This is a genomic window from Marinifilum sp. (genome assembly GCF_965230805.1).
Classification (GTDB): Bacteria; Bacteroidota; Bacteroidia; order Bacteroidales; family Marinifilaceae; genus Marinifilum.
In genome coordinates, this window is record NZ_OZ246019.1 from 4050301 (window position 1) to 4072512 (window position 22212).

General features: G+C 35.3%; 20 protein-coding genes. 10 read left to right on the forward strand and 10 right to left on the reverse strand.

All coding sequences use genetic code 11. The features are described from left to right. Positions 1-55: 55 nt before the first annotated feature. Both ACO05S_RS15735 and ACO05S_RS15740 read left to right on the forward strand, forming a co-directional pair. Positions 56-1582 (forward strand): IS1182 family transposase, encoded by a 1527-nt coding sequence (locus ACO05S_RS15735; RefSeq protein ID WP_421918966.1) that lies wholly within the window; start codon positions 56-58, stop codon positions 1580-1582. 173 nt (positions 1583-1755) lie between these two features. Continuing rightward, positions 1756-2706: a metallophosphoesterase gene (locus ACO05S_RS15740; protein WP_421918967.1), complete on the forward strand. Its 951-nt coding sequence runs from the start codon at positions 1756-1758 to the stop codon at positions 2704-2706. Between the two features lie 9 nt (positions 2707-2715). Here ACO05S_RS15740 and ACO05S_RS15745 read toward each other — a convergent pair whose 3' ends face one another. Further along, positions 2716-3090, reverse strand: coding sequence for a hypothetical protein (locus ACO05S_RS15745; protein ID WP_421918968.1), 375 nt, complete (start codon positions 3088-3090; stop codon positions 2716-2718). A 184-nt stretch (positions 3091-3274) separates the two neighbouring features. Between ACO05S_RS15745 and ACO05S_RS15750 the strand changes: the two genes are divergently transcribed. Continuing rightward, positions 3275-3964, forward strand: coding sequence for an HAD family hydrolase (locus ACO05S_RS15750; protein ID WP_421918969.1), 690 nt, complete (start codon positions 3275-3277; stop codon positions 3962-3964). Here ACO05S_RS15750 and ACO05S_RS15755 read toward each other — a convergent pair. Beyond that, positions 3951-4526, reverse strand: a complete 576-nt coding sequence (locus ACO05S_RS15755) for a peptidylprolyl isomerase (protein WP_421918970.1) — start codon at positions 4524-4526, stop codon at positions 3951-3953. The two genes, ACO05S_RS15750 and ACO05S_RS15755, sit on opposite strands and share 14 nt — an antisense overlap. A gap of 284 nt (positions 4527-4810) precedes the next feature. Here ACO05S_RS15755 and ACO05S_RS15760 point away from each other — a divergent pair, with 284 nt between their 5' ends. From ACO05S_RS15760 to ACO05S_RS15775, 4 genes are all read left to right on the forward strand, one after another. Next, positions 4811-5065, forward strand: coding sequence for a hypothetical protein (locus ACO05S_RS15760; RefSeq protein ID WP_421918971.1), 255 nt, complete (start codon positions 4811-4813; stop codon positions 5063-5065). 296 nt (positions 5066-5361) lie between these two features. Further along, complete coding sequence (gene sigZ / locus ACO05S_RS15765) at positions 5362-5913, forward strand: RNA polymerase sigma factor SigZ (protein ID WP_421918972.1); 552 nt, start codon at positions 5362-5364, stop codon at positions 5911-5913. A 400-nt stretch (positions 5914-6313) separates the two neighbouring features. Beyond that, positions 6314-7219, forward strand: a complete 906-nt coding sequence (locus tag ACO05S_RS15770) for a UDP-2,3-diacylglucosamine diphosphatase (RefSeq protein ID WP_421918973.1) — start codon at positions 6314-6316, stop codon at positions 7217-7219. Between the two features lie 64 nt (positions 7220-7283). Then, the gene (locus ACO05S_RS15775; RefSeq protein WP_421918974.1) at positions 7284-8291 is read left to right on the forward strand and encodes a glycosyltransferase family protein; all 1008 of its coding nucleotides are present in this window, start codon (positions 7284-7286) and stop codon (positions 8289-8291) included. 229 nt (positions 8292-8520) lie between these two features. Here the strand turns inward: ACO05S_RS15775 and ACO05S_RS15780 are convergent, their stop codons facing one another. Both ACO05S_RS15780 and ACO05S_RS15785 read right to left on the reverse strand, forming a co-directional pair. Further along, positions 8521-8895 (reverse strand): thioesterase family protein, encoded by a 375-nt coding sequence (locus ACO05S_RS15780; RefSeq protein WP_421918975.1) that lies wholly within the window; start codon positions 8893-8895, stop codon positions 8521-8523. An 11-nt stretch (positions 8896-8906) separates the two neighbouring features. Further along, positions 8907-10481, reverse strand: coding sequence for a peptide chain release factor 3 (locus ACO05S_RS15785; RefSeq protein WP_421918976.1), 1575 nt, complete (start codon positions 10479-10481; stop codon positions 8907-8909). Between the two features lie 154 nt (positions 10482-10635). On the opposite strand from ACO05S_RS15785, the gene ACO05S_RS15790 reads away from it, so the two are divergent. The 3 genes from ACO05S_RS15790 (at position 10636) to ACO05S_RS15800 (ending at position 15143) form a co-directional block, all read left to right on the forward strand. Then, positions 10636-11142 carry a metallophosphoesterase family protein gene (locus ACO05S_RS15790; RefSeq protein ID WP_421918977.1) on the forward strand — a complete coding sequence of 169 codons (507 nt, stop codon included), beginning with the start codon at positions 10636-10638 and terminating at the stop codon, positions 11140-11142. A gap of 294 nt (positions 11143-11436) precedes the next feature. Beyond that, the gene (locus ACO05S_RS15795) at positions 11437-13734 is read left to right on the forward strand and encodes an aconitate hydratase (RefSeq protein WP_421918978.1); all 2298 of its coding nucleotides are present in this window, start codon (positions 11437-11439) and stop codon (positions 13732-13734) included. Positions 13735-13802: 68 nt separating this feature from the next. Continuing rightward, entirely contained in the window at positions 13803-15143 is a 1341-nt protein-coding gene (locus ACO05S_RS15800; protein ID WP_421918979.1) for a citrate (Si)-synthase, read from the forward strand. Positions 15144-15246: 103 nt separating this feature from the next. Here the strand turns inward: ACO05S_RS15800 and ACO05S_RS15805 are convergent, their stop codons facing one another. The 6 genes from ACO05S_RS15805 to ACO05S_RS15830 all read right to left on the reverse strand — a co-directional run bounded on the left by ACO05S_RS15805 (position 15247) and on the right by ACO05S_RS15830 (position 22186). After that, complete coding sequence (locus ACO05S_RS15805) at positions 15247-17043, reverse strand: hypothetical protein (protein WP_421918980.1); 1797 nt, start codon at positions 17041-17043, stop codon at positions 15247-15249. A 185-nt stretch (positions 17044-17228) separates the two neighbouring features. Then, a complete protein-coding gene (locus ACO05S_RS15810; RefSeq protein WP_421918981.1) occupies positions 17229-17735 on the reverse strand; it encodes a methylated-DNA--[protein]-cysteine S-methyltransferase in 507 nt (168 codons plus the stop codon). Between the two features lie 20 nt (positions 17736-17755). After that, on the reverse strand, positions 17756-18475 hold the full coding sequence (locus ACO05S_RS15815) for a tRNA threonylcarbamoyladenosine dehydratase (protein ID WP_421918982.1): 720 nt from the start codon (positions 18473-18475) through the stop codon (positions 17756-17758). 4 nt (positions 18476-18479) lie between these two features. Further along, on the reverse strand, positions 18480-19139 hold the full coding sequence (locus ACO05S_RS15820; protein ID WP_421918983.1) for a TatD family hydrolase: 660 nt from the start codon (positions 19137-19139) through the stop codon (positions 18480-18482). 531 nt (positions 19140-19670) lie between these two features. Further along, on the reverse strand, positions 19671-20318 hold the full coding sequence (locus ACO05S_RS15825) for a helix-turn-helix domain-containing protein (protein WP_421918984.1): 648 nt from the start codon (positions 20316-20318) through the stop codon (positions 19671-19673). Positions 20319-20365: 47 nt separating this feature from the next. Continuing rightward, the gene (locus ACO05S_RS15830; protein ID WP_421918985.1) at positions 20366-22186 is read right to left on the reverse strand and encodes a peptidase U32 family protein; all 1821 of its coding nucleotides are present in this window, start codon (positions 22184-22186) and stop codon (positions 20366-20368) included. Between the last annotated feature and the right edge of the window lie 26 nt (positions 22187-22212).

Below are 22212 nucleotides of genomic sequence, written 5' to 3' on the forward strand. Positions count from 1 at the left end.
AACTAACAATAATAACTTTACTTAGCAATGATAATAGCTTAACTTGTAAATAAAAATGCAAGGAAAGAAACTTTACCAAGAGAAGTTATTTTCCAGCTTTCAACTCTCCGGAAGAGTTCCTGAAAATAATTTCTATCGAAGATTAAGATCCGTTTTAGATTTATCCTTTTTATACAAAAAGACTCAAGCTTACTACGGGAAATGTGGACAGAAGAGCATTGATCCTGTTGTTTTTTATAAACTCTGTTTAGTTGGGTATTTAGAAAATATCATAAGTGACAGACAGTTAATTGAACACTGCTCCATGCGATTGGATATCCTATTTTTCTTAGGATTTGATATCGATGAGCAATTGCCATGGCACAGTACTTTAAGCAGAACAAGACAACTGTTTCCCGAAAAGATATTTGAAGAGGTTTTTACTCATATTTTAAGCATGTGTGTAGACAAGGGAATGGTTGCAGGTCATACTCAGGCCATGGATTCAGCACCAATAAAAGCCAATGCCAGCATGGATAGTTTGGAACTGAAAGTTCCTGAAGAACAGCTGGAGGCTTATCTTCAAAAAGCTCGCTACCAGAGTAGAGAAGATAGAAAGCCTAAAAAGAATAAGGCTTCTCGCAATCAGCAAATCATTACAGCCGATAAAAGAGAATTGCAGGAAATAAAATCCCGCAATCGTAATTGGCAAAAGAATCAGGATCAACGTCCGGGAGCTGCCAACAAAGGAGCCAAGTATACCAGTAACAAAACCCATTACAGTCCAACCGATCCCGATGCAAGAATCAGCGTAAAACCTGGCAAAGCCAGAAAGCTGAATTATCTAAATAATATCAGTGTTGATACTGCCAATCATGTGATCACCGATGTAAAAGCCTACCATGCTTATAAAAAAGACAATCAATACTTGCAGGATGCCACAAAGCGTTTAAAGCGAAGACTTAAAAATCAAGGCTTGTTGTGGACAACCCTTCTTGCCGATGCCGGTTACAGTAGCGGAGAAAACTATGCTTTTCTGGAAATGGAAAACATTATCAGCTACATACCTCCACACGGAACTTACAAGGGCGGTCCCGAAGGATTTACTTTCTGTAAAGAGGAAAACTACTGGATTTGTCCCATGGGAAAGAAAGTTACTTTTCGAAAAACAAAAATGGTAACCAACTCTCTTCAGAATCATTATCTGACCAAACGAAGCGATTGCAAAAACTGTCCTATCAAGAAGAAATGCCTGGGCAAAAGTCACGAAAAACGCATCGCAATAACTGTGTATGTAGAACAGTATAAACGCAACAACAAAAGGGTGAAGAGCAAGTTCGGCAGATACATGAAAGGCAAACGGCAATCTACAGTCGAGCCTGTTTTCGGAACCTTAACACAATTTATGGGACTTCGAAAAATCAACACTATAGGAATTGCCCAGGCCAATAAGGTAATGCACATGTCTGCAACAGCCTATAACCTTAAAAAACTAATGAAATTTATGAATAAAACAGCTGAAACAATGACAAATCAGGCCATTGTTCTGTTTCATTCCCTGAAGAAGTGTATTGGCTTAATTAGAGTTGATTTAAGCACTTAATAATTTAAAGCACAAGCAAAAAACACAGAAAAAACAAAGCCTTAAAAGCTTGCAAATCCGCATACTTTTATGGCTTTTATCTTATTTTTTAGAAATATTACTTGGTTGTGCAACGGTTACTATTGTTAGAGTCAGAAAATTACGGGTAAACAAATTCAATTAATTTTATATTTTTGGAGAAAATTAACGAAGCAGAGCAAAAGGTGTACGATATAATTGGAGATATTCACGGAGAGGCTGAAACACTAAAGAAGTTATTATTAATATTAGGCTATACCGAAAATGAGTTTGGTTATTTTCATCCGGAAAGAAAAGCCATTTTTGTTGGGGATTTTGTTGATAGAGGGCCAAAAATTTTCGAAACACTAAAGATTGTCAAGAAAATGGTGACCGCAGGAAGTGCATATGCAGTACTTGGGAATCATGAATTGAATGTATTGGCATTCTACACCAAAGATGATGATGGTTTATACCTGCGTGATCACAATCTGAAAAATAAAACTCAAATCAAGCATACCTACGAGGAGTTTAAGCTAGATAAAGATAGACGAAAGAAATACCTTAAATGGCTACGTACTTTACCAATTTTTCTTGAATTAGAAGACTTTAGAGTAGTTCATGCTTCTTGGGATCATAAAGCCGTTGAATTATTAAAAAAGGAAAACCCCGAAAATAGATTAAGTAAGAATTTTTTAAGAAGAATATATTTTGAACGAGGAAAAGTATATGACGCTGTATTGCTCCTGTTAAAAGGCCGAGAGTTTAATTTGCCCGATAATATGGTTCTTAAAGATGGTTATGGTTTTAAAAGAACTTCTTTTAGAATAAAATGGTGGGAACCTATGCAAGGAAAAAGTTTTCAGGATATTTCTTTCGGAAATAAATTCAATCTCCCAAACTATACAATTCCGCCTGAACTTTGTTATGATATTCCTCTTTATCCTAAAGAGGATTTACCCGTGTTCTTTGGACATTATTGTTTAAATGGAAATGCTGGTGTAATTCGCAAAAATATTTGTTGTGTTGATGGTTGTATTGCTAATGGAGGTGTTTTAGTTGCATACAGATACAATGGAAAGAAGTTGAATTCAGACAATATTGTAAAAGTAAAAAAGACCAAGTAGGTAAGAAGATTATAAACCTAACCTTTTTGCATAAATCAATAATAGTATTCCTGAAAATGTAAGAGGAATTAAAATCAGGAATATGATCCAATTCATTGTATCGATGAAACCATAAAGAGCGATTGCGATGCTACTTGCAATCATTATGTAGGCACTTAATTTTATTAACCAAAAGGACAAGAGAAATCCTGCTCCATAAATCATGGCAAGAACATAAAAAACAAAAATCCACAGTTCGGTATATTCCGATTTTGTATTTAAAATTTTAATGAATTCGGGAGCCATGAATAAAAGAAAAACTCCTGTAATTAAGAAACCAACAATTCTTGCGATAATTAGGAAAAATCGCGAAGGGTGATCCTGATATTTCATTCTTTTTTCCATGCTTGGATATAATGTTATGAGAGGAAATCAGCTTTGTTTATAAGCACAAATAAATGTAGGAAATTGTACACTCAATGTCAAGATTTGTGATTCGGCCAAGCTACAGACGACATTGCATAAAGTGAAAACCTTGCAATTTTATGGATTGTTCGTAATTTTGCCGGAGCTACAAATAAAATCTCCAATGGAAAAGATAAAAGTTATTGGTTTTGATGCAGATGATACGCTATGGGTTAATGAACCTTATTTTCGTGAAACAGAGATAAAGTTTTGCGAACTGCTTACCAATGGAATGAGCCTTGACGAGGTGACTAAAGAACTTTTTGCAGTTGAGATTGGAAATATACCCTTGTATGGATACGGAACAAAGGCATTTATTTTATCAATGCTTGAAACAGGTTTAAAAATTACAAAAGGGAAGCTTTCGCCAGATAAAATTCAAGCTATTATCGAATTGGGAAAAGAGCAAATCAACAAACCGGTTGAACTGATTAATGGAGTTGAAGATGTACTAAAGGGATTGTTTGGGAAGTATCGTTTGATTGTGGCAACCAAAGGAGATTTGCTTGATCAGGAGCGAAAGTTGAAAAAATCGGGTTTGCTAAAGTATTTTCACCATATCGAGGTGATGAGTGATAAGAAGGTAAGCGACTACGAAAAATTAATTAAGCACCTTGATATTACTCCTAGCGAATTTTTAATGGTTGGCAACTCACTTAAATCGGATATTATGCCAGTGTTGAAATTGGGATGCAAAGCAATTCACATACCATTTCATACTACATGGGAACACGAAATGTTGAGTGAGAAAGAAATTGAAAATTCCCATTTTTATAAAATGAAATCCATAAAGGACTTGCTTACTTTTGTTTAATGTTTATGATTTTGATGTGTTCGATTAGCATCTGATCCTTGTCTTTTTGTTGCTGAATTTTTTTTACCACATTCATACCATTGGTAACAATTCCAAAAGCAGCAAAGCCTTGACCATCGGGATTGCGTTTGCCGCCAAAATCAAGCTCAGGCTGATTACCTATACAGATAAAGATTTCTGTTGAGGCAGATCCTGGCTCCATCCTTGCCATTGAAATCACACCATTCTTGTGCAGTATTCCGGTTTCTATGGTTGTTTCATGTCTTATTCTTGGCATATTGTCTACTATCGAATCGTGAAATAAGCCTCCTTGAATTACTTCAATTTTGACATCATTATTAGGCTGATTGTCCTTTCTTACAACCCTGTAAAAGCTTGCATCTTTAAATATACCTTTATCAATATTCTGCATAAAATGATTTGCTGTAGCAGGAGCCTTGTCAGAAAATATTTCTAATTCGATATCTCCAAAATCAGTGGTGATGACTACGATTGGGTTTTGCGAATTGCAAGCTAAAATGTTAAAAACACTTAAGGTTAAGAGATGGATCAACTTTTTCACGATTGTTTAATTTTGAGTTAATAATACACATTGGCTAGTCACATTATAATCGCAAATTTAAGCAGAAAGAAGCTTGTTCTTGAAATTTTGCGAATACTTATGGCTAAGATTAAATTTTCAGCGAATGAAAGACCTCATAAATTCCAATTATAACCAAGTATACGGGCATAAACTATTATCAAAGGAAAGTTTTTATAATTTTTTTTGCGTCCATTCTTTCTTCTTTGCGTCTACCTTGTTGAGATTAGGGATAAATAATTGTAGAATAAGAAAAATTAATACAAATGAATAACGAATGTTGCGGGTCACAATTGTATCATACAGGAGTATGTTGTAACGATGATAACGTGAAAACAGAAATGGTAAATCAAGAATTTAACCCATCAGAGGAAAAGCCTCTTAAAGATTGCGCATGTAAAGGTTTAGGACCATGTCAATGTCCACCTGAAAGTAAAGAAAAGGATGCTTTTGCAGATCGCTTTAAAGATATGAAATATGTGGTTGAAGCTTGTGGGTGTGGCGAGGGTTGCGGCTGTTAGTTAGTACTTGCAGGTAAAGTATGATAATGGTGTTTCGTAATATTAAAAAAGAGCACGTTTGGTACTCGAGCTTTGATCAATACTTTTTTGCAGGAACTAGTTAGTGAATCTTATTATTTGAACTCGGTATATTCACTTTTCTGATTAGAATTACCTCTACTAATTAATTTTCAATAAGCCATTTATTTATTATTCCGTAAATATGGGACAATAGATAAATGGCTTTTTATTTAGAATCGATATAGATAATTTGAGCAAAAATTATAATTTTGCAGTCAAATAGAATACAATTAATAATGGTAGAGCGCATTTGGAATATATATCACAAGCAATTGCTTTCTTTTATTCAGAAAAGAGTTTCAGATTCTGTATTGGCTGAAGATATCTTGCAAGAAGTGTTTATAAAAATTCACAGTAAGATTGATAGTTTGCAAGAGGATAAAAAAATAAAAGCCTGGTTATTCCAGATCACAAGAAATACAATTATTGATTATTATAGAAAATCGTCAAAGGCAGAGGAAGTGGATGCAAACATTCTGGATTTGGAAGATGAGAACAATGCCGAAGCTATGGCTGATATTCAAACTTGTATTGTTCCTATGATTAAGTCTTTGCCTGAGGACTATCGGGATGCACTGATGTTGAGTGAATTAAATGGGCTAAGTCAGAAAGAGCTTTCGGAAAAACTTCAGATATCCTATTCTGCAGCCAAATCGAGAGTACAGCGCGGAAGAAGTTTATTAAAAGAAGCTTTGAGCAAATGTTGCAGTTTTGAAAAAGATGCCAATGGAAAAATCATAGACTATGAAAAGAAAGCATCCAGCTGTAATAACTGCAAAGAGAATTGATAAAGATGGATAGCAAAACCAATGTATTTATTCGTTTTTCAATTTCCTTGATACTTGTGTCCTGATGCCTCAAACTGAGGTTGAAATGACTAGTTCTATAAATGATACTTGCTATCAGCTTTGTATAAGACTTGCTTTAATTAACAACAAATTAATTGTTGTACTGTTGATTGGTAAAAGGGTTGTGTTTTTGATGATCAAATTACATAACTCGTTCATTAATAAGTTTAATTCGAATTAAAATATTGTTACGCTTTGTGATTATTTTAGCTGAATTCTTTGTTTTATGTCAATTGTGTAATGGTATTTTAACATTTAAACTTGTGTTATTACAATTTCTTAACCCTATATAAATTACAATTTATTATTTCGTAAACTTTCTTGACGAATAAGTTAACAAGTGAAAGATACTTTTGCCTATTATCAAGTTGACGAACTTATGGCAAAAAACAAGCGAAAGGTCGAAGTTGTAGTTTTATCCGACATTCATTTAGGAACAATTGGTTGCAGAGCGGAAGAGCTCTTGAAATATCTGAATTCAATTCAACCTAAAAAGTTAATTCTTAATGGAGATATTGTTGATATCTGGCAATTTAAAAAAAGATATTGGCCAAAATCTCATATGAGAATCATTAAACACATTACTTCTTTATTGTCGAAAGGTGTTCCGGTGTATTATGTAACAGGAAACCACGATGAAATGCTTAGAAAATTTGAGGGGTTTACATTGGGTAAGCTACAAATTGTAAATAAGCTGATTCTAAATTTAAATGGTAAAAAAGCTTGGGTTTTTCACGGTGATGTTTTTGATGTTACCATGCAATATGCAAAGTGGCTAACACGATTGGGATCAATTGGATATGATTTGTTGATCATGATCAACTCGCTTGTGAATTATTTTGCAAAGTTGATGGGGCGCGAAAAAGTCTCTTTGTCACGAAAGATTAAAAACAGTGTAAAATCGGCAGTAAAATACATCAATAGTTTTGAGCAAACCGCCGCTGAAATAGCCATTGATAAAGGATACGATTATGTAGTTTGTGGTCATATTCATCATCCCGAATACAAAGAAATATCAACAAAAAATGGTTCAACCCATTACCTGAACTCAGGAGATTGGATAGAAAGTTTAAGTGCTTTAGAGTACAACAATGGTGAATGGAGTATTTATGAGTACAATCAAGACCAAAATGCAAAAACAATGGAGCCAGATCTTGAAAGCTATAAGTTGGACGATAATGAAAAGATCTTTAAAGAAATGCTGGTTGATTTTACCTCAATATCCGGAAAATCGCTCCCTGGCTAATTGCGGGAATGCTTGGTTGTTTGAGCTGTTATTATTATTTCAACGATACGATTTATAATTATTAATGAAGATATTATACGGAATTCAGGGAACAGGAAATGGTCATTTGAGTAGAGCCATTGAACTTATACCATACTTTCAGAAGGAAGTAGAAGTTGATATTTTAATATCAGGCTTACACCACGATTTGGAGTTTAATCACCCAATAAAATATAAGAAGCAAGGATTAGGATTTTTCTTTGGTACAAATGGTGGAATTGATATCTGGAAAACAATTAAAAAGTTTAATGTTTACCGATTTATTAGAGACATCAGAAGTTTACCGGTTGAAGAGTATGATTTGGTGATAAGTGATTTTGAGCCTGTTACTTCATGGGCATGCAAGCTTAAGAAGGTGTTTTGTCTCGGTTTAAGTCACCAGTCTGCAATGTTGAATTCAAGAACACCAATGCCCGAGAAAATTGAATTTTTGGGCTATCAGGTTCTAAAAAATTATGCTCCGTGTAATCACAATGTGAGTTTTCACTTTAAGGAGTATGGCCATAATATGTTTACTCCTATTATTAGAAGAGAGATACGATTATTGGAACCCGAAAATAATGGATACTACCTGGTTTATCTACCTGCGTACTCCGATGATAAATTGATTTCTGTTTTGTCGCACTTTCCTGATTGCAAATGGGTTGTTTATTCAAAACATAGCAAGTATAAATATCGATCAGAAAATGTTGAGGTAAACCCAGTAAATGGAGAAGCTTTTATAAAGAGTTTAAAAGATTGTGATGGTGTACTTTGCGGAGCGGGATTTGAAACGCCAGCTGAAAGTTTGTTTTTAGGTAAAAAACTTGCGGTTATTCCGATGAAAAATCAATTCGAGCAGGTGTGCAATGCGCATGCTTTAAAAGAGCTTGGAATTCCTGTGATTGATGATTTGGAAATAGATGGGCCATCTAGAATCAAGGAGTGGATTAATGGTGGTTACTCTGTCGAAAAGGTAGATTATCCTGATAATGCCAAGACTGTAATAGAATTTCTGTTGCAACATTATGCAGGACAGGAAAAAGTAGAGTAGCCCCGAAGAGATCAATCAGGCTTTCTGATATTATAAAAGCATGCTTGTTGTTGTTTCTGCCTTGCGGAATCATTTTTCTAGCTTTAAAAATGATCATTCCGTATTGTAGTTTATCATTTCATTTTGAAGAATGATCATTCTATGCTGAGGATTCACCATTCCGCGTTATATGGTCATTCCAAAGAGCGTTTTGGTACCCCTGAAGTAACACAAAGGCAGGGCAGTTTAACTACAGTCTGCTCATAAATTTTACAGGATCGATAATATATCGAACATGAAATGCGGAACCAATTGGTCCAGCTTCGTCAGCCGCTTCAATTTCAAAACTTATTTTTTTACCATCCACTTGTACTAATTTGGCTGTGCAGCTTATTTTTGCGCCCAGCTTGCTTGCCTTGATATGTTTGGTGTCGATTTGAATTCCAACAGAATCCATCCCTTCCTCAAGATCTGCATCAATGCATGCTACAGCAGTTCCTTCCATAAAAGCAACCATTGCAGGAGTTGCATAAACATCCAGTTTACCCGATCCATGATATTTTGCTGTATTTTTCTCGCCAACAATCATTTCTTGTGTAGCACTTAATCCTTCTTTTAAAGCCATTTGTTTTATCCTTAAAATTCTGATGTAAAATGAAATTCAAGATTTGGATAATTTGATTGAGCCATTTGTAGCATATAGCCCGAATCCGCTAAGAAAACATCTCTACCATGCTTATCTTTAGCCATATATTGATATTTCGCTTTTTTAAATTCCTTCAATTGTTCATCGTCTTCAGTCTTAATCCAACAAGCTTTATGCAGTTGAATAGGTTCCCAACGACAGGATGCACTATATTCATGTAGCAAGCGATATTCAATTACCTCAAACTGAAGTGCACCAACTGTTCCAATCACTTTTCTGCCGTTAAATTGAGAAACAAAAAGTTGAGCAACACCTTCATCCATTAGCTGATCAATTCCTTTAGCCAATTGTTTCGATTTCATTGGATCTGCATTCTCAATATATTTAAACAATTCAGGTGAGAAACTAGGAATTCCTTTAAAGTTGATTTTTTCTCCTTCTGTTAAAGTATCACCAATTTTAAAATTTCCTGTATCATGCAAACCAATTATGTCTCCAGGAAAAGCTTCCTCTACAATTGATTTTTTCTCTGCCATAAAAGCTGTGGGGCTCGAAAATTTTAATTTTTTACCATTTCTAACGTGCAGATATGGTTTGTTTCTTTTAAAAGTTCCCGAAACAATCTTCACAAAAGCAATTCTGTCTCTGTGATTTGGATCCATATTGGCATGGATCTTAAATACAAAACCCGAGAATTTTTCTTCTTCAGGTTCGATTACTCTTTCAACCGTCTGACATGGCAGTGGAGAAGGAGCAACCTTAATGAATACATCCAACAATTCTCGAACACCAAAATTATTCAAGGCCGAACCAAAGAATACAGGTGCAATTTTAGCATCCAGGTATTCCTGAACATCAAACTCAGGATAAACTCCCGAAACCAAATCCAGCTCTTCGCGAAGTATTTCGGCGTCTTCTCCTATATACTCTTCCAATTTCGGATTGGAAACATCATCAAAATCGATACTTTCTTCTACAGTTTGGGTTGCTGGGGTAAACAAACTTAAGTTTTTGTGATAAATATTGTAAACACCTTTAAAATCAGGGCCCATATTTATTGGCCAACTCAAAGGATTAACACTTAATTGCAATTCTTTTTCAATCTCATCAAGCAAATCAAAAGCATCTTTACCCAGACGATCCATTTTGTTAATGAATACAATTACCGGAGTTTTACGCATCCTACAAACCTTCATTAACTTTCTGGTTTGAGCCTCAACCCCTTTGGCAACATCAATTACAATAATCACACTATCGCAGGCCGTTAAGGTACGATAGGTGTCTTCGGCAAAATCCTGGTGACCTGGTGTATCAAGAATGTTGATTTTATGATCCTTGTATTCAAATCCCATTACCGATGTTGCAACCGAAATACCTCTTTGTCGTTCAATCTCCATAAAGTCAGAAGTTGCAGTTTTCTTGATCTTGTTTGATTTTACAGCCCCCGCAACGTGAATTGCACCACCAAAAAGAAGCAATTTTTCGGTTAATGTAGTTTTACCGGCATCCGGGTGAGATATAATTCCGAACGTACGGCGTCTTTTAATTTCTTCTTTGAAACCCATCTATAGAATCGTATTTACTTTCAAAATTTAGCATGCAAAAATAGTAATTAATACCGACAACTTATGCGATATACTTGCTTTAAAACTTCATGTTCTGGATAAAAATTGAATCTTTTTTTTATCTTCACGCTTCCAAAATCCAAAACATATTTAAATGAAGCAAATTGGATTACTTTCCGATACTCATGGACATCTTGATTCAGTTGCATTAAAACATTTGAGTTTTTGTGATGAAATTTGGCATGCAGGTGATATTGGTAATATCGAAACTGCGAACAGCTTGGCTCAAATCGCACCTCTCGTTGCCGTCCATGGCAATATTGATGGTCAGGAAGTTCGTTTGCAATATCCAAAGCATAATCGATTTACTTGCGAGCACGTGGATGTATGGATGACTCATATTGGAGGATATCCCCAAAGGTATGCTTTAAATGTGAAGCCAGAAATTTTTAACAATCCACCACAGCTTTTTATTTCAGGGCATTCTCATATCTTAAAGGTAATGTTCGACAAGGATTTGAATTTGTTGTATATTAACCCTGGAGCGGCGGGTCTACAGGGATTTCATAAGGTTCAAACTTTGGTGAAATTCATTATCGATGGCAAAGACATTAAGGATCTTCAGGTGGTCGAGTTCGGTGCAAAAGGTAGATCTTTATAGAGTGATTTTTTCAGGTTATCTAAAACTGTGCCAAAGGAGCAAATTTAGAGTTTTCTTAAACAAGAAATTACTTACCATCTTTTTAAAATACCAAGTTTTTGTTATATTTAGATATCTAAATTTGATCCTATTTAACACTTGTTTATATGCGTTGGGTTTGATTAAGATCTTGAGATTTAGAAATATCAGTATCTGAAAGTATGTGTCGAGAATACACATAAAAGATCAAGAAGTCTGAAAAGATTGATCTGCATTTTTTGGGTTTTCGAACTTTAGATGCTAAAAGACCAAAATTTGAAATATAAATTAATCAAAAATTCAATTGACATGCTGTTTGATTTTGACTTAATAAAATCTGTTTATCAGAAGATGCCCGAAAGAGTGAACTATGCCCGAAAAGTTCTTGGCAGATCTCTTACGCTAAGTGAAAAAATATTGTACTCACATCTCTCGGTTGAGGAAAAAGCAGAGAAGTTTGAACGAGGAGAAGACTATGTAAATTTCGCACCAGATAGAGTTGCAATGCAGGATGCGACAGCTCAAATGGCTTTATTACAGTTTATGAACGCGGGCAAATCTAAGGTAGCTGTTCCTTCTACCGTGCATTGCGATCATTTAATCCAGGCATCTGTTGGTGCAGAAAAAGATCTAGCTGAAGCTAAAGATCAAAATAATGAGGTATATAACTTTCTGGAATCAGTATCTAACAAATATGGTATTGGTTTTTGGAAACCCGGTGCTGGGATTATTCACCAGGTGGTTCTGGAAAATTATGCATTCCCAGGAGGTATGATGATTGGTACCGATTCACATACCGTAAATGCAGGGGGGCTGGGTATGGTAGCCATTGGTGTAGGTGGAGCTGATGCAGTAGACGTGATGGCTGGAATGCCGTGGGAACTAAAAATGCCTAAACTGATTGGTGTAAAACTTACTGGAAAATTAAGCGGTTGGGTTTCTCCTAAAGATGTAATTCTGAAAGTTGCAGGTATTTTAACTGTAAAAGGAGGAACAGGAGCTATAGTTGAGTATTTTGGTGAAGGTGCCGATTTAATGTCCTGTACAGGTAAAGGAACCATTTGTAATATGGGTGCAGAAATTGGTGCAACCACTTCCATTTTTGCTTACGATCAAAACATGAGTAATTACTTGCGCCATACCGAACGCGAACAGGTCGCCGATTTAGCAGATAGTGTAATGGAACATCTGAGATCAGATGAAGAGGTATATCAAAATCCAGAAAAATACTACGATCAACTGATTGAAATTAATTTATCAGAGATTCAACCATATATTAATGGACCGTTTACACCGGATTTAGCTCATGAATTATCGTCCTTTGCTAAAGCTGTAAAAGAAAGTGGTTACCCTCGAACTTTAGAGGTTGGATTGATAGGTTCATGTACGAATTCATCTTATGAAGACTTATCTAGAGCGGCATCACTTGCTAAGCAGGCTAAGGATAAAAACCTGAAAGTTAAAGCCGAATTTGTAGTAACACCTGGTTCGGAATTAGTGCGTTACACAACTGAAAGAGATGGGATCTTAAAAGAATTTGAAGATATTGGTGGTGTAATTATGGCGAATGCCTGTGGACCATGCATTGGTCAGTGGAAACGTCATACTGATGATCCAAATAGAAAGAACTCAATAATTACCTCATTTAACAGGAATTTTGCAAAGCGTAATGATGGAAATCCAAACACACATGGGTTTGTTGCTTCTCCAGAATTAGTAACAGCTATGGCTATTGCTGGTGATCTCTGCTTTAATCCAATTACAGACACTTTGGTAAATGAGGATGGAGTAGAGGTTAAATTGGATGAACCAAAGGGATTAGAATTCCCACCTAAAGGTTTTGATATGAAAGACTCTGGCTATTTGGCACCACAAGAAAATGGTCCGGGGGTTGTGGTCGATGTTAATCCAGATTCAGAACGTCTTCAATTATTGGCCCCGTTTGGAGAGTGGGAAGGTAATGATTATAAAGGATTAAACCTTTTAATTAAAGCTAAAGGCAAGTGTACTACTGACCATATTTCAATGGCTGGTCCTTGGCTAAGATTTCGTGGTCATTTGGACAATATTTCGAACAATATGCTGATTGGAGCTGTTAATTATTTTAATGAGAAGACCAATAAAATTTTTAATCCAGTAAATGGTGATTACAATGAAGTTCCTGTTACTGCAAGAGCTTTAAAGGCCAAGGGAATAGGATCAATTGTTGTTGGCGATGAAAATTATGGGGAAGGATCATCCAGAGAACATGCAGCTATGGAGCCTCGCCACTTAGGTGTGAAAGCTGTTATTGTGCGATCATTTGCACGTATACATGAAACGAATTTGAAAAAGCAAGGTGTATTGGCGCTCACTTTTGCTGATAAGGCTGATTATGACAAAATTCAGGAAAGAGATCAGTTTGATATTATCGGATTAACAGAATTTACTCCTGGTAAGCCTTTGAGTATTGTTGTTATTCATAGAGATGGAAGTACTGATACAATAGTTGCTAACCATTCTTACAACGATGTACAAATTGAGTGGTTTAAAGCTGGAAGTGCATTGAATTTAATCAGAAAACAAAACAATTAAAATAATAAACATTGCGTAACACTGGAATCAATCACCCCGCTTGATTCCAACTCTAAAGTATAGATTATATGAAGAAAACATTAAAACAAACTTTGTTCAAAAAGATTGAAGAACATAGACCAAGAACAAAACGCCTGTTAAAAGAATATGGAGATGTGGTTGTTGATAATGTAACCGTATCTCAGGTGATTGGTGGAATGAGGGGATTGAAATCATTGGTAACAGATATTTCTTATTTGGATCCCGAGGAAGGGATTCGATACAGAGGATATACATTGGGAGAAGTAATTGAAAACTTGCCAAAACCTAAAGGCGCAACAATGCCTTACGTCGAAGGGTTATTTTACCTGCTTTTAACTGGCGATTTTCCAAATCAGGAAGAGGTAATGCAGGTAGTAGATGAGTTTAGTAAAAGAAGAATTGTACCAAGATTTGTTTATGAAGTAATTGATTCGTTTCCGTGTTGTAGTCATCCTATGGCCATATTCTCAACCGCAATTCTTACGATGAATCGAGAATCGGTATTTAATAGGCAATATCATGCAGGATTGAATAAGAAAGATTATTGGGATGCAACTTATGAGGATGCTTTAAATTTATTGGCTAAGTTGCCTGAAATAGCTGCTTATATTTATAACAAATTGTATCGTCAAGGACCAAGAATTCAATCGAATCCCAATTTAGATATGGGCGGTAATTTTGCTCACATGATGGGAATTGAAAAACCTTACGATGATGTATCTCGTCTGCACTTTATTATCCATAGTGATCACGAAAGTGGTAACGTAAGTGCTCATACAGGTCACTTGGTGGCAAGTTCATTATCTGATATTTATCTGTCAATCTCAGCAATGATTAATGGATTGGCCGGACCTCTTCATGGTTTGGCAAATCAAGAAGTTTTAAGATGGTTGCAAGATGTAATGGATAAAATGGGTAACAAATTACCTACCGAGGATGAAATGAAGCAGTTTGTATGGGATACTTTGAATTCTGGTCAAGTGATTCCTGGTTTTGGTCATGCTGTTTTAAGAAAGACAGATCCTCGCTATATGCTTCAGCGCGAATTTAGTTTGAAACACCTTCCAGATGATCCAATCTTTAAGTATGCCGATTTGTTATACAATGTGGTGCCTCCAATTTTGAAAGAGCATGGTAAAGCAAAGAATCCATGGCCAAATGTTGATGCACAATCAGGTGTTATTCAGTGGCATTATGGTGTAACTGAATATGATTTCTATACTGTGTTGTTTGGTATTGGACGCGCTATAGGTATATGTGCTAATATTATTTGGGATAGAGCTTTAGGCTATCCATTGGAAAGGCCAAAATCGATTACTACCGATATGCTAGAAAAGATAGCAGGTATAAAGAAAGAAGTGGTAGAAGCAGAAAAAACTAAACGATGATAATTACCAGTATTATCATGAAACAATTTAGGACTCATTTCATGGTATTACTGGCGTGATTGAGAAAAATAAAAGCCGGTCTTTAAAGACTGGCTTTTTGTTATTATGACTCTGTTTTAATCAGAATGTTTTTGATTTCTCCTTCAAGTTTATCTAGATCTTTAGACACTTGATTTTTCATGATCTTGTACTTGTCTGAAAATTTTTGAGAGAGACCTTTGTAATAATCTACACCACTTAATAGATTTTTCTTAAAACCTTCAAGTGATTTGATTTGTTTTGGAATTGGATTCTTTATTTCCGATACTTGTTCTTTCAGATAATCGTAATACAAATTCAATTCTTTAATAAACATGTGAGGCCTGTCGTTCCTTTCAATCAAATTTGTACGATTATAGATGTGATCAATCATCTCTTTAAGCTTAACCTTCTTATTAAAATAAGCCAAGTTAGGTCCTGGACAAACCGATACTCCATCACCATCTTTTTTAGTATCAATATCATTCACCAAATAAGAAGCTGTCGACAGCCCTTTACACAAACATGTTTTTTGGAGTAAAAGACTAATCTCTTTTTCAAGTTCTTCTTTAGGTAAGTTTTGTTCTCTTAAATGAGCTAATTTCAACTTTTGATACTGACGGGAGGCTGTACAAATGGGCTCTTTAGTGAACTCTGTGTTCGCAATCATGTATCGTTTGGTACACGCACTTCCTGGTTGGTTTTGCTTTAATCTGTCCCAAACGTCTGCATCTCTGGTATTGCTGTTCAGATTATTAAAACGAACACCAAGCGGAGAGGCGTGACTTAATGACAAATCTTTCTCGTCTGCTTTTTCAAGCAAAGACAGTGTTTTTTCGTCAACATCGCAGGCTTCAGGTACCATTAAGAAAGGCGATCCCCAACCTATAGAATCCAGCTTGTACTGTTGCATCAGGAATTCATGCTCTTCAGCAGTACCAACGCCGCCTTGTGCAGTAAGCTTGATGTTCAGAGCCTTGGAAGGAATAGGCTTTCCTTTTTCTTTTAGAGTTTTAAAAAGAATAGGACTCAGGCTATCTCTTAATTCATCTCTTTTTTCTTTGAATTCTTGCAGAATTGGTCCCATCAAATAACCATCGGTGGCAAATGCATGTCCCCCACAATTGAGGCCGGATTCAATTCGGTACTCAGAAATCCAGATTCCTTTTTTGGCAAGAAAACGTCCTTGAATTAAAGCCGATCTGTAATCGCTAACTTTAAGAACGATTTTTTTCTTGATGTATCCATTTTGATTTGGATAAAAATCATCAAACTGTTCAAGGTAGCCATATAAACGTGGGTTCATCCCTGCTGAAAGTACCATTGAGCTCTCCAGGTTACTCATCGCAAATCCACGAAGAGCTGCATGGGCATCATTAAATTCAACAGGTAAATCTTCACCTTCATATCGGTTCCCTTTGTCTAATTTGGTCATGATATTAACATCAATCGAACCCAGAGGAAGGTTATTGCTTAACCACTCTTTGGCTTCCTTCACATAAGGATTATCTGAAAATTTCTCTTTGAACTCTTTTTTTACTTCTGAAAAATCAGGAAGAAGTTCAAGATACTCTTCAATTTCTTTTCCTTTATCCTGAATGGATTCCTTAAGATTTTCAAACTTCTCCTTCACCATCTTATCTAATAAATTCAAATAAGATGTTATTCTTTCTGCACGAAAATCTTTGGTCTTTTCTGTAATAGGCTTAAATGGAAGGCTTAATTTCTTACAGTACATTTCTCGCATTTTTTCTACAAGAACATCATCTACGATTGATACAACAGAAGAAATACCTAAATGAGCCACTTTTACAGGAGTATCCACTGTAAAGCCTGTTCCCATAACAGGAATGTGGAAACTGTGTCCTAAAATCTTACTCATGAATTATTTTTATTGATTTAATGATATTTTATCAATCCGATAGATTGATTTTAATCGTGTGGCAAGTTAGATCAATTCACCATCAAATCAAAGATAAATCAAGAGAAAGTGTTTTATATTAAAGCGTGAAATACTAAAGGTTGAATAATGAGTAATTGTGTACTTTTCAAAAAATTAATTAAACTCTAAAATAGTTGAAGCTGTTGAGAAATATTGTCTTGATCTGTGCCTTCCAACTTTAGTAATTTGGCTTTGTTTTCCAAGCCACCTGCATAACCTGTCAGTTTTCCATTCTTACCAATAACTCTGTGACATGGAATTACAATTGGAATTGGATTTTTTGAATTGGCTATCCCAACCGCTCTGCAAGCATTTGGCTTATTTATCGCATTAGCTATGTCCTGATAAGATCTTAATTCACCAAATGGGATTTTCTCAAGTTGCTTCCAAATTTGCTTTTGAAAGACTGTGCCATCAGGATCCAGTTTCAAATTGAATTTTATCAACTTGTTGTCAAAATAATCTAGGAGTTGAGATTTTACTTCTTCCAATTTGGAGGAATTTGATTGCCAGTCATTCGAAATATCTTCAAGCTCAAATTGGCCTTCAAATAGAATTTTTTTCAATCCTTTGGCTCCGGATAAAAGCAGAAGCTTACCAATGGGAGTGGGGATAATATCGTAATGCAACATGATTAGAAGTTTTTGTTGAGTTAACTCTCTATCAGGTCTTTTATAACAACCGAAGAGATGAAACATCCAAACAAAGGAGGCATATAGGAAATGGTACCTACATTTGATTTTTTGTTTTGGCTCTCATCCAAAATTACTGCATCTTTCGATACATCTTCTGGCGAGAAAACTACCTGAACTCCGTTGTAAACACCGAGTTTATGCAGGCGCTTGCGCAGCATACGGGCTAATTTACAATTATAGGATTTAGAGATATCAGTTATTTGTATTTTGCGAGGATCAGTTTTCCCTCCTGCTCCCATTGCACTTACAATTTTCAAGTTGTTTTGCAGACTGTGATAAATCAAAAATATTTTTGGAGCCAATGTGTCGATTGCATCCACTACATAATCATAATCATCTTCTTTCAAAACTTCGATCATTCTTTCGTTTTTAAGGTATTCGTTCAGAATTCGTAGTTTCAGCTTCGGGTTGATATCCAGCAGTCGAGCACCCATAATTGCTGCTTTGTCTTTATTGATATTGGAAGTGGTGGCAGGCAACTGTCTGTTTATATTCGATTCATCAATGGTATCGCCATCCACAATGGTCATTTTTCCAACTCCTGCTCTACAGATTTGTTCTGCAGCATAGGCTCCAACGCCTCCCAAACCAACTACCAGTACATGCGAGTTTTTTAGTTTTTTAAGTTTCTCACTGCCCATTAATAAATGGGTTCTGCTTAACCATGCTTCACTCATAATTTTAAAAACACTTCATAAAGTTTAATAGCATTTGCTCTTTTAATGCTTCAATTTCGATTTCTTTAATTTCAGCAGCTCTCCGATAAACTTCCTTAACGGAAATCTCTTTTTCGTCTGTTTCTAAGAAGATTCTATCAAGCGGAATCAGTTTAAATACCGATTGAAGTTTTTCATTTCTGAGAAGGGCTTCACCAAATGAAAGATAAAATCCTTGCTTCAGGAAAGCTTCAGCCACCTGTAGATTTTTATTGTATCCATGCAAAATCCAAGCTGTTCTGGTATCATGATTATTTTTGACTTTCAGAATTTCCTCCTGTGCTTTCACACAATGAATAATCATTGGTATTTGTTGAATCTTTGCCACATGAATCTGTTCAACAAATACTCTTTCCTGAATTTCCATATCCGTTGAAATCATTTTATCAAGGCCTATTTCTCCAATAGCGATAGGATTTAAGCTCAATAAGTATTCTTCAAGGTAATCTATGGCAGAATCAAACTTCAATTTTTCGATATCCCATGGATGAATACCAATGGAGTAGGATGTATTGGCAGGAAAGTTCTTATCCTGATCATTTGCATTGAGATTCAGCACCGAAATGATTTCACGCCTAGAAATCAACTGGTGTGTATGAATATCTATGTATGGAATTAAAGACATCTGTATAATATTATAAGGCGCTAAAATAAGAATATTGAGCGGTAAGCCAAACATCAATCGATGGCTTTCAATTTTATCTGTTTATTATTTTTGCCATTTGTCAGATAGAATCCGCAAGATCAAAATAATCATTATCGTGTGTTTAGTAATTATTTTAATCATACTCGTTTCTGTATAGTCTAATAATCGGTTAATATCTCAAGTATTGGAAATAAAAATGATTAGATTTTGTCAATAATATTAGAAAAAATGACTACAAACCTTGCTTAATGCCAGATTCTTGCTTACTTTGCAATAGAAACAGAACGTTCTTTACATAGAAGATAAAAGCATTCCGCATTAATTAGCGATTGTTAAACTCAACAGTTATCACATACCGAGAAAGCAACATGCTTGCAAAAGCAGGCCCCAACCTTCGGGTTGCTTCGGCACAGGGGAAACTTGACCAAGCAGGCACTCAAATCCTGTCAAACAGGAGTTTAAAATCCCAATAATTAATGCGGTATTTTTATGTCCTTTTGTGTGATAATTTTAGTGTGAATTGCTATCCACTTGTTTTAATTTATAGCTGGTACCTGTTTCTTCGAAATAAGGTTCTATAACATTCCAGCAGATTAGTTTTACAAGAATTCTCTCGGCTTTGTACCTACTGATTTTAGTTAGTTTAAAGAATTGATTCAGACTAATACCTTCATTGTTTTTTAAGTATTCCAAAAGTATCTTTTCAGTTTCGGAATAAATCAAATAAGTTCCAACTGGTTTAGATTTGCGTTTCCAAACCTCAAGAAGAATTTTGTTTGCCTGTTTGTTTTCGTCATCTTTACGCAAATAGGCTAACCATTTTCCATTTTCGCTTTGGGCATAGTGGGGCATATCGGAGGATGGCTTAATGGTGATTTCTAAAACATTTTTTCTATTTACCGTCCATACCTTACTTTCGAATTCGATTTTAGGTTTAGAATACATTTCAGCCGCCGCTTGAATCATATGATATTCTTCATCGACCTGAGCACCGGCAATTTTTCCATTATCCTTAACGCCAATAAGCAGTCTACCACCATCTGTATTTGCAAAAGCAGATAAAGATTTGGCAATTTTTCGTGAATCGGTAATACAAAATTTAAAATCTTGCTGTTGATGCTCACCTTCACGAATTAGTTTTTCTATATAGTGAACCATAATACAAAAACTTTAACGGTTCGTAATATCTATTTTATTTTTGAAGATTATCCGAAGATAATCTTCATCTCACAACGCTGACAGTTAAATTCCAGTTTGTAGCGGTTTTTATTATCTACCAAAAACAATGCCTGATTTTGACTTTTACCTGTCTTTGTTTCTTTCTGACACATTCCAAATTCATGACGCAAGCAATGTTTTGTCGTCATAATTGTTTTGCCAGAATGGTTATTTTGTAATTCAAATCCTTTTTCTATTTTTTCGACTCCACATTTGTGATAGAATTCTTCAGCCTTGCAGTTCACTACATTACCCATGTATGTTAACTCTTTGGCAGGATATTGTGGATGTGCAATTAAAGGTCTTTTTTCTTCAACCTTAAAAGCTTCTGTTCTGTTAAAAGTTAATTGTTCTAAACACTGTCGGCGTAAATCATTTAGCTTTTTAGCTTGAACAAAAGGAACACTATCAAAATTGATTTCAACATTATTGATTTGATAGATTGAATCACCACTTTTTTGAAGTTGCTTTCTAATGTTTTTAAGAGCTAATTCTTCGTTCTTAGCACTTTCAAAACTTTCTTTGATTTGAATGTTTGCTGACATTTCGTCTTCATCAATGGCAGTTAGGTTTATGCCACCTTCAACAATATCTAAATAGAACTCAACTCCAATTTTACGAACCGAATTGTCTCGTTTTAAAACCTTAGAAAATTCGTGATCATTATTTCGAAATAAACGAACTCCCTTTTGTAACATACTCATGTCATTAGGAAATACTTTATTTCCTTGAATGCCATTCACCTGAAAACCTTTCAATAGTTTGTTCTTGTTAAAGAAACACAAGCCATCACCATTATGAAGCTCGTATTTTGTCTCGACAACAACATGATCTTTTTTAACTTCAAGAATCTTACCTATCTCTTTGCCCATTGATTTTGGGGTGTGGAAATTAGCTATTTCTGGAATTCTTCCTGTAAAAAAGTAGGATGTATAAGCTCGATTAAAGGTAATTTCGGGATCTGGTTTAAAATCTGGATTTATTGTTCCCGAAGACGCAGGTTCGTATTCTCTTTTTCTATCGAAGACTTTATCTAGAGATTGTCTGTAAAAGCTGGTAATATTTTTTAGATAGGAGCTATCCTTTAATCTTCCTTCAATTTTTAATGAGCATACACCAGCGTCTACTATCTGATCCAAATGACTCGACAGGTTTAGGTCTTTCAAAGAAAGCAAGTGTTTATCTTTTGCTATAACCTTCCCTTCAACATCCACTAAATCATATTTCATTCTGCAAGCTTGACTGCACTCTCCACGGTTAGCAGAACGGCCACCAATTGCATGAGAAAAGTAACATTGTCCGCTTAAAGAAACACAAAGTGCACCATGAACAAAATATTCAAGTTCAACGCTTGTATTTTTTCTGATATTTTTAATTTCCTCTAGCGATAATTCTCTTGCCAGAATAATTCGTTTGAATCCAACTTTCTCTAAAAATTGAATTCTATCTAAATCGTAATTGTGGGTTTGAGTGCTGGCGTGAAGCTCTATTGGAGGCAAGTTCATTTCTAAAACACCCATATCTTGAACAATTAAGGCATCAGCTCCAAGCTCATATAACTTATGAATTAACTCTTCTGCTTCTTTTAATTCATTATCGTACAGAATTGTATTCATGGTAATAAATACCTTGGCCCAATACTGGTGAGCATATTGTAATAGTTTACCAATATCTTCCAAAGTATTTCCAGCGGCAGAGCGAGCACCAAATTTGGGCGCTCCTATATATACAGCATCAGCTCCATAATTAATGGCTGCAATACCTGTTTCAAGGTTTTTTGCAGGAGCCAATAGTTCAATTTTTTTCATTGTTCTAGCTAATTTCGAACGAAGAT

What these genes read in the sequence shown, in the direction of transcription:
- ACO05S_RS15750 (WP_421918969.1), top strand. Translation starts at nt 3,275, where the DNA reads ATGGAAAAGATAAAAGTTATTGGTTTTGATGCAGATGATACGCTATGG.
- ACO05S_RS15830 (WP_421918985.1), bottom strand. Translation starts at nt 22,186, where the DNA reads ATGAAAAAAATTGAACTATTGGCTCCTGCAAAAAACCTTGAAACAGGT.
- ACO05S_RS15820 (WP_421918983.1), bottom strand. Translation starts at nt 19,139, where the DNA reads ATGTCTTTAATTCCATACATAGATATTCATACACACCAGTTGATTTCT.
- ACO05S_RS15800 (WP_421918979.1), top strand. Translation starts at nt 13,803, where the DNA reads ATGAAGAAAACATTAAAACAAACTTTGTTCAAAAAGATTGAAGAACAT.
- ACO05S_RS15735 (WP_421918966.1), top strand. Translation starts at nt 56, where the DNA reads ATGCAAGGAAAGAAACTTTACCAAGAGAAGTTATTTTCCAGCTTTCAA.
- ACO05S_RS15745 (WP_421918968.1), bottom strand. Translation starts at nt 3,090, where the DNA reads ATGGAAAAAAGAATGAAATATCAGGATCACCCTTCGCGATTTTTCCTA.
- ACO05S_RS15805 (WP_421918980.1), bottom strand. Translation starts at nt 17,043, where the DNA reads ATGAGTAAGATTTTAGGACACAGTTTCCACATTCCTGTTATGGGAACA.
- ACO05S_RS15810 (WP_421918981.1), bottom strand. Translation starts at nt 17,735, where the DNA reads ATGTTGCATTACGATATTATCCCCACTCCCATTGGTAAGCTTCTGCTT.
- ACO05S_RS15785 (WP_421918976.1), bottom strand. Translation starts at nt 10,481, where the DNA reads ATGGGTTTCAAAGAAGAAATTAAAAGACGCCGTACGTTCGGAATTATA.
- ACO05S_RS15760 (WP_421918971.1), top strand. Translation starts at nt 4,811, where the DNA reads ATGAATAACGAATGTTGCGGGTCACAATTGTATCATACAGGAGTATGT.
- ACO05S_RS15780 (WP_421918975.1), bottom strand. Translation starts at nt 8,895, where the DNA reads ATGGCTTTAAAAGAAGGATTAAGTGCTACACAAGAAATGATTGTTGGC.
- ACO05S_RS15775 (WP_421918974.1), top strand. Translation starts at nt 7,284, where the DNA reads ATGAAGATATTATACGGAATTCAGGGAACAGGAAATGGTCATTTGAGT.
- ACO05S_RS15815 (WP_421918982.1), bottom strand. Translation starts at nt 18,475, where the DNA reads ATGAGTGAAGCATGGTTAAGCAGAACCCATTTATTAATGGGCAGTGAG.
- ACO05S_RS15825 (WP_421918984.1), bottom strand. Translation starts at nt 20,318, where the DNA reads ATGGTTCACTATATAGAAAAACTAATTCGTGAAGGTGAGCATCAACAG.
- sigZ (WP_421918972.1), top strand. Translation starts at nt 5,362, where the DNA reads ATGGTAGAGCGCATTTGGAATATATATCACAAGCAATTGCTTTCTTTT.
- ACO05S_RS15790 (WP_421918977.1), top strand. Translation starts at nt 10,636, where the DNA reads ATGAAGCAAATTGGATTACTTTCCGATACTCATGGACATCTTGATTCA.